The organism is Streptomyces sp. NPDC048331 (assembly GCF_043201215.1).
Taxonomy (GTDB): Bacteria; Actinomycetota; Actinomycetes; order Streptomycetales; family Streptomycetaceae; genus Streptomyces.
The window spans coordinates 1-17403 of record NZ_JBICYT010000029.1; the positions used below are offsets into that span (position 1 = coordinate 1).

The 17403-nt window shown below is 71.6% G+C and carries 17 protein-coding genes; 11 read left to right on the forward strand and 6 right to left on the reverse strand.

The window, feature by feature from the left end:
- The first annotated feature begins 579 nt into the window (after nt 1-579).
- The gene (locus tag ACGFYY_RS31390) at nt 580-1218 is read left to right on the forward strand and encodes a DUF4142 domain-containing protein (RefSeq protein WP_234313988.1); all 639 of its coding nucleotides are present in this window, start codon (nt 580-582) and stop codon (nt 1216-1218) included.
- A 9-nt stretch (nt 1219-1227) separates the two neighbouring features.
- A complete protein-coding gene (locus ACGFYY_RS31395; RefSeq protein WP_365271685.1) occupies nt 1228-2601 on the forward strand; it encodes a DUF1996 domain-containing protein in 1374 nt (457 codons plus the stop codon).
- 508 nt (nt 2602-3109) lie between these two features.
- On the opposite strand, the gene ACGFYY_RS31400 is transcribed toward ACGFYY_RS31395, so the two are convergent.
- Complete coding sequence (locus ACGFYY_RS31400) at nt 3110-4447, reverse strand: helix-turn-helix domain-containing protein (RefSeq protein ID WP_365271682.1); 1338 nt, start codon at nt 4445-4447, stop codon at nt 3110-3112.
- Nucleotides 4448-5046: 599 nt separating this feature from the next.
- Here ACGFYY_RS31400 and ACGFYY_RS31405 point away from each other — a divergent pair.
- The 6 genes from ACGFYY_RS31405 (at nt 5047) to ACGFYY_RS31430 (ending at nt 11720) form a co-directional block, all read left to right on the forward strand.
- Nucleotides 5047-5898, forward strand: a complete 852-nt coding sequence (locus tag ACGFYY_RS31405; RefSeq protein ID WP_393714587.1) for a hypothetical protein — start codon at nt 5047-5049, stop codon at nt 5896-5898.
- A complete protein-coding gene (locus ACGFYY_RS31410; RefSeq protein ID WP_393714589.1) occupies nt 5895-7346 on the forward strand; it encodes an NADH-ubiquinone oxidoreductase-F iron-sulfur binding region domain-containing protein in 1452 nt (483 codons plus the stop codon). The genes ACGFYY_RS31405 and ACGFYY_RS31410 overlap by 4 nt, the downstream gene beginning before the upstream one ends.
- Before the next feature lie 128 nt (nt 7347-7474).
- Nucleotides 7475-8476 (forward strand): SCO0930 family lipoprotein, encoded by a 1002-nt coding sequence (locus tag ACGFYY_RS31415; RefSeq protein WP_365271675.1) that lies wholly within the window; start codon nt 7475-7477, stop codon nt 8474-8476.
- A gap of 102 nt (nt 8477-8578) precedes the next feature.
- The gene (locus tag ACGFYY_RS31420; protein WP_393714591.1) at nt 8579-9160 is read left to right on the forward strand and encodes a hypothetical protein; all 582 of its coding nucleotides are present in this window, start codon (nt 8579-8581) and stop codon (nt 9158-9160) included.
- Between the two features lie 189 nt (nt 9161-9349).
- The gene (locus tag ACGFYY_RS31425) at nt 9350-10924 is read left to right on the forward strand and encodes an alpha/beta hydrolase (RefSeq protein ID WP_393714593.1); all 1575 of its coding nucleotides are present in this window, start codon (nt 9350-9352) and stop codon (nt 10922-10924) included.
- A gap of 202 nt (nt 10925-11126) precedes the next feature.
- Nucleotides 11127-11720 (forward strand): hypothetical protein, encoded by a 594-nt coding sequence (locus tag ACGFYY_RS31430; protein WP_393714696.1) that lies wholly within the window; start codon nt 11127-11129, stop codon nt 11718-11720.
- A 7-nt stretch (nt 11721-11727) separates the two neighbouring features.
- Here the strand turns inward: ACGFYY_RS31430 and ACGFYY_RS31435 are convergent, their stop codons facing one another.
- Complete coding sequence (locus ACGFYY_RS31435) at nt 11728-11916, reverse strand: DUF6381 family protein (protein ID WP_365271665.1); 189 nt, start codon at nt 11914-11916, stop codon at nt 11728-11730.
- Between the two features lie 133 nt (nt 11917-12049).
- Between ACGFYY_RS31435 and ACGFYY_RS31440 the strand changes: the two genes are divergently transcribed.
- The gene (locus ACGFYY_RS31440) at nt 12050-12481 is read left to right on the forward strand and encodes a TraR/DksA family transcriptional regulator (RefSeq protein WP_393714596.1); all 432 of its coding nucleotides are present in this window, start codon (nt 12050-12052) and stop codon (nt 12479-12481) included.
- 53 nt (nt 12482-12534) lie between these two features.
- The gene (locus tag ACGFYY_RS31445) at nt 12535-13509 is read left to right on the forward strand and encodes a helix-turn-helix transcriptional regulator (protein ID WP_393714598.1); all 975 of its coding nucleotides are present in this window, start codon (nt 12535-12537) and stop codon (nt 13507-13509) included.
- Nucleotides 13510-13549: 40 nt separating this feature from the next.
- On the opposite strand, the gene ACGFYY_RS31450 is transcribed toward ACGFYY_RS31445, so the two are convergent.
- The gene (locus ACGFYY_RS31450) at nt 13550-13900 is read right to left on the reverse strand and encodes a hypothetical protein (protein WP_365271660.1); all 351 of its coding nucleotides are present in this window, start codon (nt 13898-13900) and stop codon (nt 13550-13552) included.
- 147 nt (nt 13901-14047) lie between these two features.
- Here ACGFYY_RS31450 and ACGFYY_RS31455 point away from each other — a divergent pair, with 147 nt between their 5' ends.
- Nucleotides 14048-14968, forward strand: coding sequence for a hypothetical protein (locus tag ACGFYY_RS31455; RefSeq protein WP_393714600.1), 921 nt, complete (start codon nt 14048-14050; stop codon nt 14966-14968).
- Nucleotides 14969-14989: 21 nt separating this feature from the next.
- Here ACGFYY_RS31455 and ACGFYY_RS31460 read toward each other — a convergent pair whose 3' ends face one another.
- From ACGFYY_RS31460 to ACGFYY_RS31470, 3 genes are all read right to left on the reverse strand, one after another.
- Nucleotides 14990-15445, reverse strand: a complete 456-nt coding sequence (locus ACGFYY_RS31460) for an SRPBCC family protein (RefSeq protein ID WP_393714602.1) — start codon at nt 15443-15445, stop codon at nt 14990-14992.
- Nucleotides 15446-15495: 50 nt separating this feature from the next.
- A complete protein-coding gene (locus ACGFYY_RS31465) occupies nt 15496-16815 on the reverse strand; it encodes an MFS transporter (RefSeq protein ID WP_393714698.1) in 1320 nt (439 codons plus the stop codon).
- Between the two features lie 136 nt (nt 16816-16951).
- Nucleotides 16952-17365, reverse strand: a complete 414-nt coding sequence (locus tag ACGFYY_RS31470) for a PaaI family thioesterase (protein ID WP_365271649.1) — start codon at nt 17363-17365, stop codon at nt 16952-16954.
- Between the last annotated feature and the right edge of the window lie 38 nt (nt 17366-17403).

The following is a 17403-nucleotide window of genomic DNA, read 5'->3' on the forward strand; positions in this document are numbered from 1 at the left end:
TCGCTACGACAAGACCGCCACCGCCTACCAGGCAGCCCTCCACCTCGCGGCCATCCACATCTGGGCCGCGAGGTGATCGCTAAGAAACGGCCTAGCCGGTGGACGCGCGCGAGCGGACGCGTTCATAGGGGGAGGGCTGTGGGCGCGGTGCGCGCCCACAGCCCGCCGGCGTCATGGCTCCGCACTGAACAGGCGTGCACGTCAAGAGAGTTGAGGCCGATCGGCAGACCGGCGGCAGGTGAGCCCGGGCAGTGCGACGCCGTCCGGCACCACAGGACACAACCGGGCGCACCAGGGCACAACTGGGCACCACACAGCACGCACCACGCAGCACGCGGCCGAACGTGCGGGCGCGCCGCAACATATCAGCCTTCCGCGGAGTCGCCGGGATGTTTGTCCGATGGTGATGTGCTCCGGCCTCGGCGCCGCGCCCGGCACTAGCGTCCCGTGACACCCCGGGAATGCGGGTGCGTGCCGCACACCATGTGCGGACCTTCCTGCCCCGCCACCCCCTCCCGGCCCTTGGAGCGAGGAGGCACAGTGCCGTCATTGCGGCGGAGATCCATCAGCAGTTTGTCGGTGGCCACGCGATACACGATCGGAAGCGGCCTGGTCATCACCGCCCTTGCCCTCACCCTGATCGCGCTTCTGATCCCCGTGGACAGTTTCGGCAGCCGGCCCGCGGCCGCCGTGGCGGGTCCGGCGGGCGACGACGACGGCGGCGGAACGTTGAGCACGGCCTACGGACCGCTGACCGCCGCGGACCGGGACTTCGTGCGCAAGGTCCGGCTCGCCGGACTCTGGGAGCTGCCCGCGGGCCGTCAGGCCCAGCAGCGCGGGTCCAAGCCCGCGATCAAGACGGCCGGCCAGCACCTGATCGACGGTCACACCGAGTTGGACCGACAGGTCATCCAGGTCGGCCAGGCCCTCGGTGTCGATCTGCCCAACCAGCCTTCCGCGCAGCAGCAGGACTGGCTGGGCCAGATGAACCGGGCACGTGGGGAGGAGTACGAACGGCTTTTCGTCCAGCTGCTGCGACGCGCTCACGGAAAGGTGTTCGCCCTGCTGGCCGGAATCCGGGCACAGACCAAGAACTCCATGGTCCGAGCCCTCGCCACGTCCGCCAACAACACGGTTCTGGACCACATCACGGTCCTCGAAGACACCGGACTCGTCGACTTCGACGCGCTCTCCGACAATGTCCAACCGACGAAGTGAAGTGATCGCATGAGTAAAAAGGGCCACAAACGCCCACGGCTGTCGAACAAGGTCCTGGGCGTGGTCTCCGCGCTCGTCCTGGGCGGTGGCGGGGTCGCCGTCGTCGCCGGGAACGCGTCCGCCGGCCAGGACGGTCGGGCGATACAGACGATCGACTGCCCCGACGTGGGAGAGAAACTCACCGCGGTCCCCGATCAGGCCAAGCCCGAGGTCGACGCGAACCTCGCCAAACTGGACGACCAGGTGGCCGACGCGTACAAGAAGCTCGCGGCCGGCCAGGCCAAGGGCAACGCCCTCCTCGGCGACCTGAAGCAGAAGCGCGACCAGACCATCAAGGGCATGAGCGACGCGATGGGCCGGGCGGGCCAGCCCCAGGCGGACATCAAGTCGTTGAGCGCGTGCACGATGAAGGACGCACCCGCCGCGGACGCGGCCGACGCCAAGGTGGACGCCGCGAGCAAGGGCGAGCAGGGCGCGGTCGCCCAGGCCGCCGCACAGAAGGGTGGTCCGTCGAAGAACGACTTCGTCAACATCACCAAGGTCAAGCCGAACGTCCGCAACCCCCAGCAGGCGGGGAACGCCTCGAAGGGCTCCTTCACCTCGCAGTGCGGCCGCAACGAAAACGGCCACTTCAACCCCGACAACGTGATCGTCGCCCCCGGCGTCTCCAACGGCGCCCACCACATGCACGACTACGTCGGCAACAAGACCACCGACGCGTTCTCCACGAACGACAGCCTCGCCCGCTCCGGCACCACGTGCGGCAACGGCGACCAGTCCGCCTACTACTGGCCCGTGCTGCGCCTGCGCGACGGCAAGGTGGAGAAGGACGCCAAGGCCCCCGGCGGTGGCCAGGACGCCAATGTCGGCACCATCCTCAAGCCGAAGCAGGTGTCGATCACCTTCAAGGGCAGCCCCGTCGGCAAGGTCACGGCGATGCCCCGCTTCATGCGCATCATCACCGGTGACGCCAAGGCCTTCACCAACGGCAACGCCAACGCCAACGCCTCCTGGAGCTGCACGGGATTCGAGAACCGTCAGCTGAAGGACAAGTACCCGGTCTGCCCGAAGGGCAGTGACGTCGTGCGCACCTTCAATTTCCAGAGCTGCTGGGACGGCAAGAACGTCGACAGCGCCAACCACCGGACGCACGTGGCCTTCGCGGACAAGAACGGTCGCTGCCCGAACGGCTTCAAGGCCATCCCGCAGCTGGTGATGCGCCTCACCTACGGGGTGGCGCCCGGCGCCCGGATCGCGGTGGACAGCTTCCCCGAGCAGCTCCACAAGCCGGCGACCGATCACGACGACTTCATCAACGTGATGTCGAACGGCCTCATGAACAAGGCCGTGAACTGCATCAACAACGGCCAGAACTGCCGCTGACCCCCGCAGCGGGAGATTTCTCCTCCGCTCCCGGGCCGGACGCCCACTCCCCCATCCCCGGCGTCCGGCTCGGGACAGGTGTTGGCCCGAAGCCGACTTCGGGCCGACACCGCACGTCTGTGTACGCCGCCGCCGAGTCCCGGCGGCGTACGCATGACCCGCGACCGGCCGGACGTCGTGCCCCCCACGGCACGACGCCGGCCGCACGGCGTGACACACGGCTTGACCCACGGCGTATCCCACGGCGTGTCCCATGGCGCATCCCATGGCCTGTCCCCCGACATGTCCCATGGCCTGTACCCCGACGTATCCCCCGGCGTCTCGCACGACACGGCGCCGGCCGCACCGCGTACCCCACGACACGGCGCCCGTTACCGACGGCGTACCACATGACGCAGCGCCCGGCCCCGCGGCGCGGACAGGACACGACGCTCCCATGACCTACGCATCCACACGCAACAGCCCGGCCCGGCCCCGTGATACGGGGCCGGGCCGGGCTGTTCGCGGCTCAGAGGCCGTTGACGCGAGCCATTCGTCCGACGACCACGGGGGTGAAGTCGGCCTGGATCACGCGGGCGGCCCTGCGGCCCACCCGGGAGTGCTGGCGCCGGACCTGGGCCATCAGCCGGCGGCTGCGCAGAGCCATCTCGAGCTCGAAGCGGGTACGGGGGTCCCGCAGGCCGGTCCCGAAGAGCTTCTCCAGCTGACGCATGCGGTACCGAACGGTCTGGGGGTGGACGCTCAGCGCCTTGGCGGCCTCGGGGGCTCCGCCGCCTTCCAACCAGGCGAGCAGCGTCACCTCCAGCCGCTCGCTCTGGCGGGGGGTCAGGTCGGCCAGCGGACGCAGCCACCGGGCGGCCAGGGCGTGGGCCAGGGGCTCGTCCTGAAGGAGCAACAGGGTCGAGAGGTGGTCGTCCACGAAGACGGGCCTGGTCTCCGCACCGGGGCGAGCCGGTGTCAGCGCGGCCAGGCGCAGGGCCCAGCGCAGCGAGGAGGCCGTGTCGCGGAGCGGTACGGCGTGGCCCACGGCCGCGAACCGGCCGCGCAGCAGGTGTTCCAACGGGGCGCGGTTGTCCGGTTCGGGACTGGGGACGAGCAGGCACGGACGGCCCGCGAACATACCGACGAGGCAGTGGTCCAGTACGGCGGCGAGTTGCTGGGTCTCACCCGGTGTGGCGGGCACGATGGCCCGGACGGCGAGCGGGAGAGGCCATCCGGCCGCCTCCGCGAGCTCGCTCAGGGACATCTCGGATGCGTCCCTGTCATCGGTGAGGGTCTTGAAGAGGTCGTGCCGTGCCCGATCGATCTCGCGGACGGCTTCGTGCCGGGCCTCGTGCCGGCTCTCCTGTCGGGCTTCGCGCAGACCCTCGTGCCGGGCCTCGCGCAGACCTTCGTTGCGGACCTCGCGGAGGCGGCCCCCACGGAGGCCTTGGTCGCGCGCCTCCTCGCGGAGGCTTTCGTGCCGGCCCTCGTGCGTGACCTCGCACTCGTCCCTGGCCGCGAGACCGACCTCGATCCCGTGCTCGACCTTGCTGTCGAACTGGCTCTCGATCTTGACCTGGTTCTCGATCTTGTCCTCGCTCTCGGCCTGTTCATCATGCTCGTCCGGTGCTTGTTCCCGGTGCTGTTCCTGGTAGCCGAGGACGGTGAGGAGGGCCTCTTCCACCCGCTGCCGGAACAACTCGTCATCAATGGCATCGTTGTCATCGATAAGTGCGGAAAATTCCGGAATTCCATGCAGAAGCTCCTCCACTATCTCGGCGGCCAGCGAGGGCAGTTCCCTACGCAGGACGCGTGTCCACTCGCCACGTGGGCGGGACCAGATGCGGTTCAGAAGTTCACACATCGTTTTCCTCGTTCGTGCCGGGGTGAGGCTTGTCAGGGGGAAGAGCGACAAGCCCGCCGAGGTTGCCCCTCACGCCAACGTCCGTGTCTGGCGCGGGTTTTGCGGCCCTCGTACTCCCTCCTGGAGAGGTCCGACCACTTACGGTCCCGTTGTTTTGCCGTGTCTTTACCGTCGGGGACGCGTAGATGACGGTCAGTGCGGTGGCCTGTCGCAACCCCCGCTGGAGGGGAATCTTCCGGTGTTGTTCGTAGCGTCGGAGACGCGGTGCGAGAAATTATCACGTTTCGATAAATCCTGTGGAGCTGCTGTGCAGCTCCACGATGCTGCTGCACTCCGGCCCCAAGTTCCCTCGGCCGGCGCGGAGTTTCACAGCGCTGCCGGGTACGACGACAACGACCCCCGGGTACCGAGCGCCAGGTGGAGTGCTCGTATGCCCAGGCGCACAGGAGACCTGGATGCCCCTGCCCCAGCCTCAAAGGCCCAGCTCACACAGGGCCCGCCGCAAGAACCGCCATGCCTCGGCTGCGGCTGCGGCGGCCGGAAGGAGGGCCGTCCGACGGCCTTCCCTCCTCCCCAAGGACGGCAGGCTGAGCCGCGGCGTGCTCTGTGCCGTCGGCGCGGCCATCGTGCTCGTCGCCGTGGCTGCCCGCGCGGGCGCCTTCACCCAACTATGGGCCTTCCTCGATTTCGGAGCGGGCGTGCTCTCGCTCGTCTCGCTCACCGCCACCGTCCTATGGGGACTGGCCGCGACGGACCGGGTCGTCCTCGGTTCGGGACACCGGCTGCTCGCCCAGGGCGCGCACCGCGGCCTCGCCGTGTCAGGACTCCTCTTCCTCGCCCTGCACATCTGGATCAAGGTCGCGGGACAGCGGACGACCGCGGCTTCCGCGGCCGTGCCGTTCACGGATGCCACCCGGCCCGTCCTGGTCGGGCTCGGCAGTCTGGCCGGATACCTCTTCATCGCGGTGGCCATCTCCGGCGCGGTGCGCAGCGTGTTCAACACCAGGAGCGGCTCGGCGTGGTGGCGGGTCCTGCACTTCGCCGCCTATCCGGCCTGGGGCGCTTCACTGGTGCACGGCCTGAAGTCGGGCCGCGCGGCCGCCCCCTGGGTCACGTCCGCGTACGCGCTGGCCCTGCTCGGCATCGTGGGTGTGCTCGTGTTCCGGGTCAGGAGCCGGATGCAGGAAGCGGCCGTCTTCGTGCCGCCCGTCCCCCAGCCCGTGGCGCCGGCACCCGTCAAGGGCGGCGTGCCCCGACAGAGGCGCGGCTCACGCCCTGCGGCGGCAGCCGTGACCGCGAACCAGGCCCAACCGCCCCAACCGGACCGACCGGCCTTGAGCAACCGACCGCCCTTGAGCAACGAACCTCCGCGCACCGCCGTCTACGCTCCGAGCCGGGCTCGCGGAGCCGCGGATGCCGAGACGCTCATCAGCCGGGACCAGTGGCTGTGAGCGGTGAGACGCGCCCCAGCCTCGGCTGCGTGGGCGCTCCCCGGCTGCTGGCCGGGCTCGACCAGGCCGCGCGGCTCGACCGCGTGGCCCATTTGACGACACACGGCCAGATGCCCCGCTACCGGCCGGAGGAGCTCGTCGACCTGGCCGAGAACATCGACCTCCGCGGGCGCGGCGGGGCGGGCTTCCCGTTCGCCAAGAAACTGCGCTCCGTGATGCGGTCGGCACGCGCCGGGGACGGACAGACCGCCGTCGTCGTCAACGGCAGTGAGGGCGAACCGAGTTGCCTCAAGGACACCGCTCTCCTGCTGCACACCCCCCATCTGGTGCTCGACGGGGCCCTGCTGGCGGCCGCCGCGCTGAACTCCGAGGACGTCGTGGTGGGCGTCACCCGGGGGGACGTGGAGCAGTCGCTGCGGGAGGCCGTCGCGGAACGCGGGCCGGCCGGGCGCCGGGTGCAGATCACCCGGCTCCCCGAACGCTTCGTCACCGGCGAGAGCACGGCGCACGTGAACGGCCTCAACGGCGGCCCGACGCTGCCTTCCGGCCAGAAGGTGCGCACGAGTGACCGCGGTCTGAACGGCGTGCCCACCCTGTTCTCCAACACCGAGACCTTCGCCCAGCTGGCCGTCGCCGCCCGGCTCGGCGCGCTGGACTTCCGTGCGACCGGCCTGCCCAGCGAGCCGGGCACCATCATGCTGACAGTGGCGGGCAACACGGTCGTCGAGACGCCGAGCGGTGCCGCGCTCTCCTACATCCTGGAACTGTGCGGCACCGATCCGGGCCAGGGCGTCCTGGTCGGCGGCTATCACGGCAAATGGCTCACTCCGACCAACGCACGTGCGGCCGAGATATCGCGCGAGTCCCTCGACCGGCTCGGCGCGCGGCTGGGGGCGGGAGCGGTGCTGCCGCTGCCCATGGACACCTGCCCGGCCGGCGAAGTGGCACGCGTGACCCGTTGGCTGGCCAAGGAGTCGGCCGGCCAGTGCGGTCCCTGCGTACGCGGGCTGCCCGCCATCGCCGACGTACTGGACGACGCCATCCGGGGCGGCGGCAGAGCCGCCCTGGAGATGCTGGAGCTGCGGATGAAGGCGGTGCTGAAGCGCGGTGCGTGCAGCCATCCGGACGGCACCTCGAACTTCGTCGCCTCGGCGCTCAGGACCTTCCCGGACGAGTTCCGCGACCATGCGCTCGGCAGCGGCTGCGGTAGACGGGTGCTGGGCGCCCTTCCGTTGCTCGAGGACGAGGAGAGCCCGGAGCGGCTCTTGGTCGACTGGACCCTCTGCCGGGGCCACGGGCTGTGCGTGGACGTCCTGCCCGATGTGGTCCGCCTGGACCTGGACGGCTTCCCCGCGGAGGCGTCCATGGTCGTCCCCCGCGCGCAGCATCAGAAGGCGCTGCGCGCCGTGCGCCGCTGCCCGGCCCTCGCGCTGCGCATCCAGGACTGAACCAATGCGCCGGGTTCAATGTTGGCGCGATCTGACAAATTCCCGGCGATATCCGCTTCCGCAGCTCCCGGCCCCGTATCAATTACCGGGGGCAAGGAAACGCGGAACCCGAACCTGAAGGAGAGATCGTGAAGATAAAGCGTCGTGAGATATTCGCCGGGTCGGCGGTCGCGGTACTGATGATGACGACAGCCGCATGCGGAGGCTCCGACAATTACGGGGGAAAGGCACCCGCGGTCCAGCCGGTGGGCGACACCAAACAGGTCGGGGCCGGAGCGGGATCCGGTTACGGCGACCCCTACGGAAGCGGTTCGGGAGCCGCCCCGGCGGGCGCCGCCGACAAGAGCGGCCCGGCCGGCGAGCTGAAGGTGAGCGAGATCCAGGGCCTGGGATCCGGGGTCACCGACAGCGCGGGCATCACGCTCTACCGGTTCGACAAGGACACGCCGAAGCCGCCCAAGTCCAACTGCGAGGGCGACTGCGCGGCGGCCTGGCCGGCGGTCGCCGCGAACGACGCCTCGGTCAGCGCGGGTATCGACGCGGCCCTCCTCGGTTCCGTCGAACGCTCCGACGGAACGAAGCAACTCACGCTGGCCGGCTGGCCCGTGTACCGCTACGCCAAGGACGTCAAGGCCGGCGACGCGCTCGGCGAAGGGGTCGGCGGCACCTGGCACGTCCTGGGCCCGGGCGGGAAGCCGGCCGGGGCGGGCAAGGGCGCGGGGGCCGAGAAGGAGCAGAAGGAGGAGAAGCCGGCCGCGGCGGCGAAGGACGGCGAACTCACCGCCGTGCAGAACCCCGAACTCGGAACCCTCGTCGAGGACGGGGAGGGCAAGACGCTCTACCGCTTCGACAAGGACAGCGCCTGGCCGATGAAGATCGGTTGCGTGGACGCCTGCACGGACACCTGGAAGCCCGCCAAGCCCGTCGACAAGAACAACGTAAGCGGAATCGCTCCTGAATTGATTGGAAAGGTGAAGCGCCCCGACGGTACCGAGCAATTGACGATCGACTGCTGGCCCGTCTACTCCTTCACCGGTGACAAGGAGCCCGGAGACACCACAGGGCACAACAACAAGGGTCTCTGGTTCGCCATCACCGACAAGGGCAAGAAAGCGAAGGTCGTCGGCTGACTCCTGTCCGCGTCCCGCGGATCCGCCCCCGAAACGCGTGGTGCCCGGGTACCTCCCCGCCCGGGCGCCACGGACCCTCCCCGATGAGCCAGAGAGGTCGCCATGCCGTCCACCGACCGCCGCACCCGCCGGATCCGGCGGATCCGCCCGTCGCTTCCCGCCCTCGCGGCGGTGTGCGTCGCAGCGCTGCTGTGCGGGGGCTGCTCCTCGAAGGCGGCGGCGCAGCACACCTCGGCCGAGGCCTCGCAGACCGCGCCGGCGGCACCCGGGACCTCCCTCGAACAGATCGCCACGGCCATCGGCTGCACCCCCGAGGTGAACGTGGAGGCCGAGGAGTTGCGCCAGGGCGGTTGTCAGGCCGGTGAGGTCGTCTACCGCATGGTCACCTTCTCCGCCGAAAAGGGACTGCGCTCCTGGCTGACCGAGGCCCGGATGTACGGCGGGCTCTATCTGGTCGGCGATCGATGGGTCGTCACCGCACCGAAGGAGGACGCCCTGACGGCACTCCGCGGACGTATCGGCGGCTCCCTGGAGACCGGTGACACGCACGGTGACGCGCACGGCGGTACGCCTGCCCAGACACCCGGTCAAGCGCCCGGCGCTACGCCCGGCGCGACCCCCGACGCGACCCATGGCGGCGAGCACGAGGGCGGGCACGACGGCGGCCAGGGTGGCGGCCACTGACACCGCTCCCCGCACCGCACACGTCGGCCCCCGGCGCACGACCGGGGGCCGACTGCGGCGTGTCGGCCACCTGTCCTGTTGTCAGCTCGTTCGTGAGGCGCACAGGGCACGACCCTTCGGGATGATTCGGTCGGGCGGTGCGTGCAACAAGGTGGACGCGTAAGCGACTTCACCGAAAGGAACGGCTCCGTGCGCCTGAAACGCCTCGCACCGCTGCTCGCCTCCGCCGGACTCATCGCGACCACCGTGCCCCTGCTGTCCGCGACCCAGGCCTCCGCCACCCCGGCCGCGGACCACCTTCGACAGAAACCCGCCTGGCACCGCTGCAGCCCCGAGCAGCCGACCTCGTACGAATGCGCGACGCTCAAGGTCCCGCTCGACTACCGGCGTCCCGACGGGCGCACGATCGACCTCGCCATATCCCGGATCAAGAGCGAGAACCCGGCCAAGCGGCACGGCGCCATGCTGCTGAACCCGGGTGGGCCGGGCGGTTCCGGCCTCGACCTGCCGTTGCTGATGGGCGAGGCGATGCCGAAGGACGTACGGGACAGCTACGACCTCATCGGCTTCGACCCGCGCGGGGTGGGCGCCAGCAGTCCGATCACCTGCGGACTGACCCCGACCGAGGAGGGCTTCGACCGCGCCTACCGTCCGGAGAGCTTCGGCTCCGACGTGACCTGGGCGCGCACCGTGGCCGACAAGTGCCGGGAGAAGGCCGGATCGGTACTGCCGTACATCACCACCCGCAACACGGCCCGGGACATGGACACGATCCGCGCGGTCCTCGGCGAGCGCAAGCTCTCCTACCTGGGCTACTCGTACGGGACCTACCTCGGCGCGGTGTACTCGCAGATGTTCCCGGACCGCACCGACCGCTTCGTGCTCGACAGCGGCGTGGACCCGCAGCGCATCTGGCGCGGCATGATCCAGGTCTGGGCCACCGAGGCCGAGCCCGCCTTCGCGCGGTGGACCCGGTGGGCGGCGCAGCGGTCGGCGGAGTACGGGCTGGGCGACACCCCGGAAGCCGTGTCCGGGACGTTCTGGGACCTGGTGGCGCGGGCCGACAAGGAGCCGTTCGAGTTCGAGGGCATGAAGGTCGACGGGGACATGATCCGCTCCACGCGCGGGGTGTTCTTCTACCCGGCGCAGGCCACCCCGATGGTCGTGGCCCTGAAGGCCGCGGCCGAGGGCGGGCCGCTGCCCGAGGGCACGACCGCGACGGAGCTCGAGCGGCTGCTGACCGGCGGCGCGGCGGCCGAGCCCGCCTCGGACAACGACACCGCCGTGTTCTGGGCCGTGGCGTGCGGGGACACCGGCAGCTGGCCCCGCTACACGGAGCAGTACGAGCGGGACGCGATGAAGGACAAGGCCCGGTACCCGCTGTACGGGGACTTCGCGTCCAACATCAAGCCGTGCGCCTTCTGGGACCGGCCGGTCGAGGCGGCCACGCCGATGCACAAGAGGGCGAACGTGCTGACGGTGCAGAACGAGTGGGACTCCCAGACCCCGCTGGTGAGCGGCCAAGGTCTGCACAAGGCCCTCAAGGGCTCGCGGATGGTGCTGGCGACGGGCGGTGAGGGCCACGGCGTCTACCTCGTCGACCCCACCTCCTGCGCCAACGCCCCGGTGAACACGTACCTGACCACGGGCGAGCTGCCCGCCCAGGACGTGACCTGTCAGAACCCGCCGGCCGCCGCCGAGCGGCGCGGCCCGGTGGCGCCCGGCAAGCCGCTGCCGTTCCCCGCCACGCCCGGACGCTTCTGACGGCCGGTGCGTCACGGGTCGACCTGCTGATCGACCTGCTGTGCGCACCTGCTGATCGACCGCGGATCCTGCCCGGGCCGGTGGCCCGGGCAGGATCCGCGCCCGGTCCCTCCGGGGGCGGCGGTGCGCCCCGCCCGCGCGGCACCGAGGGTAGGCGCGGTCGGGGAGCGGGTACGTGTGTGGCGTGAGATCCGAACGGCTGATGTTCGACGGCTGGATCGCCGCCGTCGGCACCGGCTCCGGCACGCGCGTGATCGTGGGCCACTGGCCGCGGTCACCCTTCGGGCCGTTCAGTGACGTGATGCTGGAGCGCGCCGACGGCCGGCGCACCCTGCTGGCGCCCACGATCCGGACGGCGGAGTACATCGCCGGCATCTACCACTTCGACGAGGTGCGGACGGCCCCGGTGAGCGTGCGGACGCGCGAGAGCACGTGGGACGTCGAGGCGGGCCCCCTGGACCTGCGCTTCCGGGTCGGGCATTCGGGCGCCCTCGGTCTGCTCCTGCGGGCCGTCCCCCGCCCGCTCGCCCGGCGGCCGCTGTGGGCGGCCGTGACGGACGTGCCCGCACGCCTGATGACCGGCGTACGGACCCGGGGCAGCTCGCGCCCCGGATGCCGCCAGTGGTACGCGGCGCGCGGCCTGTGGCCGATCGTGACCGCGCGGGCCTCCTTCGGCGGGACCGACCTCGGCGCACTGGCTCCTGTCGTCCCGCCCGTACGCTTCGGCTTCGCGTCGGCCCCCGCGCCACCGGCACTGGTGCGGGTGCTCTCCACCGTCGAACGCGCCCTCGCCTGAACCCGCCCTACATGGGGTCCATCGTGGCGCTCTCCGGGCCACCCAGCTCCTCGCACTTCCCTCGGATGCGTACGGCCTTCTCGATCAGCCGCTCTCGTTCCGCGGCATCGTCGGCCCGCTGCGCCCGCAGTTCCAGTGCCTCGGCTTCCTGCCGCAGCCTCACGACGTCTTCGCTCCACTGCCCGTCGGTGCTCATCTCGATCCTCCATGCCGTGGCGGGTCGGTTCCCACCGCGTCTACCCCCGTCCCGGCGGGGCTGACACGCAGGGCCCCATCCTGACGCGACGACCGTGGGGAATCGGCGCTCGCGGCCCCGCGTTGTCACCCCTATGGGTGATGCGTCCCCGCACGACCGTGACGAGCGCGGCCCGTCCGTCCTCGCGACCTTCCGCGCCCGGCTCGCGGCGGACCGCGCCGACACCCTCGCGCGGGCGGCCGCGCTGGGCCGCGACTTCGACGGGATCGTCGCGGCGAACGCCTTGATCGCGGTCGACGACGAGCACGACCCCGAAGGGGCGAGCACCGCCTTCGAGCGGGCCCACGTCGCCGCCCTGATGGTCCAGGCGCGCGAGCACCTCGAAGAGCTCGACCGCGCACTGCGACGGCTCGAACAGGGCGACTACGGACGGTGTGAGGCCTGCGGCAGGACGATTGCGCCCGAACGCCTGGAGATCCGTCCGGCGGCGACCACCTGCGTCCACTGCGCCCCGGCCGGACCTCGCCGACAGGGCGCCCCGGGCTCGTCTCCCGACGTACCCTGAGGCCGCGCTGCTCCTCCGTGCCGCGCCCGCCGCGCGAGAGGACGTCCGGTGCCATGCCACAGCAGCCGCGGGCGGAACAGCCGGGCGGACAGAGCTTCCGGACCACCGAGGTCGACGTCGCCCGCGACTGGATGAGGACGGCGTACGGGACGAGCCTGCGCATGACCTCGCCCGCGCCCCACCGTCCGTTCCGGTACTCCCGCATCAGCGCCGGCCCGCTCTCCCTCAGCACGCTCGCACTGCCGACGGAGTACTCCTACGCCACCGGCCCGCTCGGCGCCGTGGCCGTCACGCACGTCGTCGGCGGCCGCATGGTCCGGGAGTGCAAGGACGACGTCACCCGGGCCGCCCCCGGTGACGTCCTGGCGATCTCGCAGCCCGACCTGCCCTACGCGGGCCGGGTGTACTCCGCCGAACTGCGGGCCGTGACGGTGCCGCTCTCGCTCGTGCAGGAACTCGCGGGCCGCCCCGCCGGGCAGAGCCGCCCACTGCGCTTCACCCGCTTCACCCCCGTCTCCCCCGCCATGGCCGACCAGTGGAAGAGGACCGTCGACTACGTCGAGGAGAGCCTCGTGGCCCTGCCGGCCGGCGGTGCGCCCCTGGTGATCGACGCCGCCGCCCGACTCCTCGCCGCGACCGTGCTGGCTGCCTTCCCCACCGATGCCCGTCCCGACCCCGTCCTCGCGGACACCCGCGACGCGACCTCGGAGACCGTCCGCCGCGCCGTCGCCTTCATCGAGTCGCACCCCGCGGCCGAGATCGGCCTGGCCGAGACGGCGGCCGCCGCCGGCGTCACCCCGCGGGCCCTCCAGTACGCCTTCCGACGCCACCTCGGTACGACCCCCATGGCCTACCTGCGCCGCGTCCGTCTGGCACAGGCGCACGACGACCTGGTCGCGGCGGATCCCACCCGGGACACGGTCACGGCCGTCGCCCACCGGTGGGGCTTCCACCACCAGGGGCGTTTCGCCGCCGCCTACCACCGGACGTACGGGGTCCTCCCCCGGCACACGCTCGCCGGACCCTGACGCGTCGGCCGGCGCTGATGCGGCCCCCCTGGGCCGGCGCTCACCGCGGCCGGACGACGACGAGGTGCTCCCCGTGCGGCGCGGCGTCGAGGCCCGCCTCGCCCAGGATCACGGCGAGGGCCGTACGGAGCGCCTGGTGCAGCCCCGTCAGGGAGGTGAGCCGCGCAAGGTCCTCCTGGTGCCCGTGGACCTGGACGGTCGGCCGCAGCACCTCGCGTGCGACCCACCCCACCATGACCCCCTCGGGCGCCGCCCACACCCGCAGGCCGTCCTCCGCGGGCGTCGAGGTGTCGAACCCGGCGCGGCGCAGGACCCGCCGGACCCGCTCGCACGCCTCTTCTCCCTCCTCGTCGGGGGGATCGGCGTCCGGGGCGGCCTGGGTGGGGTGCATGGGTCCAGTTCAGCGAGCCGGGGTGCCCGGGGGAAAGCCGCTCCGCGAACGGATCACGGCCGACAGCCGGAAAACGATACGACCGACGCGTTCCCCGGCACGTACAAAGGGTTTGTCGCGGGGCCCGGCGTCGGCGAGGATCACCGGATGACGACCGGAAGGGACCAGGCCGCCGCCTCCGAGAGCAGGAGCCGGCCCGTGCGGGGGACCGCCCTCGTCCCCCACGCCCGGTTGCCCGGAGTGCAGCACGACCGTCATGTCCTGACCAGTACCGTCGACGTCTTCGGCACCGCGCACTGGCTGCTCGCCGAGCGCGCTCCGGAGCGCGGCGGCGAACTCCCGCCCTTCGACGCGCTGGTCGTCTCCGTCCATCGCGGCGGCGCCGTCGAACGCACCGAGCTGAGCGGCCTGCGCGCCCGGTGGCCGCATCTGGACCGCCTGCCCGACGGCGGGTTCGTCGTCGCCGCGTCCCGCGCCCGCCGGTACGAGGACGGGGACCAGGTCCAGGTCTTCGACGCGCTCGGCCGCGAAACCCGGTCCTTCTCGGTGGGGGACGCGATCGAGCACCTCCTCGTGGACGCGACCGGCACCGTCTGGGCCGGGCATTTCGACGAGAACCCGGCGGGGATCCGCCGCTGGAGCGCCACGGGCCAGATCCGCTGGGCGACCGATCACGCCCCCGGCGCCGGATGGATCATGGACTGTTATGCCCTGAACGTGTCCGGCCCCGTCACGTGGGCCTGCCCGTACACCGACTTCCCGCTCCTGGAGATCCGCCCCGACCGGCCGGACGAGCCGGTGAAGGTACGGACGAACACGGTGCGGGGTGCCAGGGCGGTGGCCGTCCACGGCGGGCGGGCGGCCTTCTACGGCGGCTACGGCGAGGAGCGGGACCGGCTCGCCTTCGGGGAGCTCACCGAAACCTCCGTCGAACCGACGGACACCGGCCTGCTCACCCTGCCCGACGGTGCTCTGCCCGGCCGGCGGCGGGTCGTCGCCAGGGGAAGCAGGATCTACGTCCAGGCCGAGCCGTTCACCGCGTGGGGCGTGTTCGACCTCGGCGGCTAACGTCCGCCCCGGCCGAAAGCGCTACCGCTGGGGGAGTGACGCCTCCGCGGCCGCCTTGATGCGCCGGCCGAAGTCGGGAGCGTCCTTGCGGGCCGCTCCGACGGCCAGGCCCACCAGCAGCTTGCCGAGTCCGTGGCCTTCCAGGGTGTTGAAGATACGGACCCGGGTGCGGCCGCCCGGGAGGGGTTCGAGGTCGTAGCCGCCCTCCGCCGTGACGAGGTTGCGGCTCTGCTCCGTCCAGCGGATCAGGTGGGGCGGGTCCAGGCCGACGATGCGGAACTCGCGGCCGGTCTTCATCCCGGCGTCCTTGACCGTGCTGCGGAAGACCGTGCCGAGGGCCGTGGGGCCGTCCGGGGTCTTGGTGATCTCCTGGACGCGGGGGCTGAACTCGGGGTCGTGCCGTCCGTCGGCCAGATAGGCGAACACCGCCTCCACCGGTCGGTCGATCTCGACACTCGCCTCGAACTGTCCGGACATGTGGGCTCCTCGGTACGGCTACCTGCGGACCACGATCGCAGAGCGGCAGCTCACGCGCGCGCCGACGGTCCCGCGGCCGGCTCCTGGTCCGCGGCGGCCGCTCCGGCCGGGGCCGCGCCCGCGCGGCTGCCGCGCAGCGGGGTCAGCAGCCCGCCACCCAGGACCAGCAGGCACAGGGCCCCGCCCGCCAGGCTGACGGCGGGGACCCCGTGACGGGCGGCCAGCAGCGTGAGCACCGCCGCCCCCACCGGGCCCGAGGCGTTGTGCACCGTCCAGAAGGCGGACGTGACCCGGCCGAGCAGGTGGTCCGGGGTCACCTCCTGGCGCAGGGTCATGGTGCAGATCCCGCCCAGGGTGATCCCGAACATGAACACGGCGGCCAGCCCGGCGATCACCGGCACGCTGCGGCTGACGCCCGTCACCGTCACGCCGACGGCGATCATCGCGATCGAGGCGAGCCAGCACGTGCCGAAGCCGAGGATCCGGCGCAGTCGGCCCGCGCTCAGGGCCGCGACGACGGACCCGGCCCCGCTGACGGCGATCACGTAGCCGAGGGTGGCCGCGTCCCGGCCCAGGTCGTGCTGGACCCGGTAGATCAGCAGGTCGGTGGCGCCCATGGTGACGAAGGTCAGCAGGGTGAGCTGGATGGTGAGCGGACGCAGCAGCGGATGGCTCCACAGGAAACGGAAGCCCACCACGAACATCTCCCGCAACATCCCGGCCCCGGCCCTCCCGGCGGGCTTCTCCGCGGCGTCCCCGGCGGGGCGGGCGGTGAACCTCACCCAGCCCAGGCTCGCGGCGGAGACCAGGAACGTGGCGCCGTCCAGGGCCAGTGCCCGGTCGGCGCCCACGCCGGCCGTGAGGAAGCCGGCCACGACCGGCCCGAGCAGGCTTCCGAGGGCGAAGGTGCCCATCAGCCGCCCGTTGGCGGCCGTGAGGTCCTGCGTACGCACCAGTTGGGGGATGGCCGTCACGTACGCGACGTCGAACAGCGTCTTCAGGACGGCGGCCGAGGCGGTCAGCACGTACAGCAGCCAGATCTGCGGCCCGGCGACCCACCAGACGAGGGGGACCGCGCCGAGCAGCACGGCCCGCGCCAGATCGCAGACGATCATGAGCCTGCGGCGGTCCACCCGGTCCACCACGTAGCCGGCGAACACTCCGGTGCCGATGGCGGTGGCGCCGGAGACGACCGTGACCAGACCCATCTGGACGATGGATCCGGTGGCGTGGAGGACGAGCAGGGGAAGGGCGAGCATCGAGACGGACCCGCCGAGCACGGACAGTGCCTGACCGAGCCAGAAGACGGTGAAGTCCTTGTTCCGCCGCAGCGGCGGAACAAGATCGCGTGGTGTGGATTCCGCCGAGATGGTCCCGCTCCCCCGTGCCGTCCGGCCGCCTTCGTGGTCGGCCGTCGGCGCGAGCGTAGGTGAGCCGGTACCCCGCCCGCCAACGTGTTTTCGCCCCGACTCCCCCGGACCTAGGGCCTGTCCTTCGGATCAGGCCCTAGCCGAGCAGGGCGTACACCGTGGAGGCGGTGGCGGCCGGGTCCGTGGCTCCCTCGGGGGTCAGGGTGATGTCGGCGAAGGCCATCCGCTTGCCGAGCTTGGTGACCCGTACGTGGATCAGTACGTCGGCCCCGACCACCGGGCGCTGGAAGCTGGTGGACTGCTGGACGGTGGTCATCGGCCCGTAGGCGCCGCGGGCGGCGGAGATCGCGATGACGGTGGCCGTGTCGGCGGCCGCCATCATGGCCTGGCCGGAGAGGCCGCCGCCGTCCCGGGCCAACTCGTCGGACCAGGGCAGCCGCAGGACGGCGTGCCGCTCCCCGGTCTCCTCGACGGTCAGTCCGAGGGCGAGCACCCAGGGGGCGAAGTTGTCGGTCAGGATCTTGTCTGCGTCTGCGGGTGAGATCGTCACCGGGCGATTGTGGCGGTCCCGGCGGACCGCCACAATCC

Excerpts from the sequence above, each read along its gene's own strand:
- ACGFYY_RS31445 (WP_393714598.1), top strand. The coding sequence starts at position 12,535 with ATGCCACAGCAGCCGCGGGCGGAACAGCCGGGCGGACAGAGCTTCCGG.
- ACGFYY_RS31455 (WP_393714600.1), top strand. The coding sequence starts at position 14,048 with ATGACGACCGGAAGGGACCAGGCCGCCGCCTCCGAGAGCAGGAGCCGG.
- ACGFYY_RS31400 (WP_365271682.1), bottom strand. The coding sequence starts at position 4,447 with ATGTGTGAACTTCTGAACCGCATCTGGTCCCGCCCACGTGGCGAGTGG.
- ACGFYY_RS31460 (WP_393714602.1), bottom strand. The coding sequence starts at position 15,445 with ATGTCCGGACAGTTCGAGGCGAGTGTCGAGATCGACCGACCGGTGGAG.
- ACGFYY_RS31395 (WP_365271685.1), top strand. The coding sequence starts at position 1,228 with ATGAGTAAAAAGGGCCACAAACGCCCACGGCTGTCGAACAAGGTCCTG.
- ACGFYY_RS31440 (WP_393714596.1), top strand. The coding sequence starts at position 12,050 with ATGGGTGATGCGTCCCCGCACGACCGTGACGAGCGCGGCCCGTCCGTC.
- ACGFYY_RS31450 (WP_365271660.1), bottom strand. The coding sequence starts at position 13,900 with ATGCACCCCACCCAGGCCGCCCCGGACGCCGATCCCCCCGACGAGGAG.
- ACGFYY_RS31420 (WP_393714591.1), top strand. The coding sequence starts at position 8,579 with ATGCCGTCCACCGACCGCCGCACCCGCCGGATCCGGCGGATCCGCCCG.
- ACGFYY_RS31435 (WP_365271665.1), bottom strand. The coding sequence starts at position 11,916 with ATGAGCACCGACGGGCAGTGGAGCGAAGACGTCGTGAGGCTGCGGCAG.
- ACGFYY_RS31430 (WP_393714696.1), top strand. The coding sequence starts at position 11,127 with ATGTTCGACGGCTGGATCGCCGCCGTCGGCACCGGCTCCGGCACGCGC.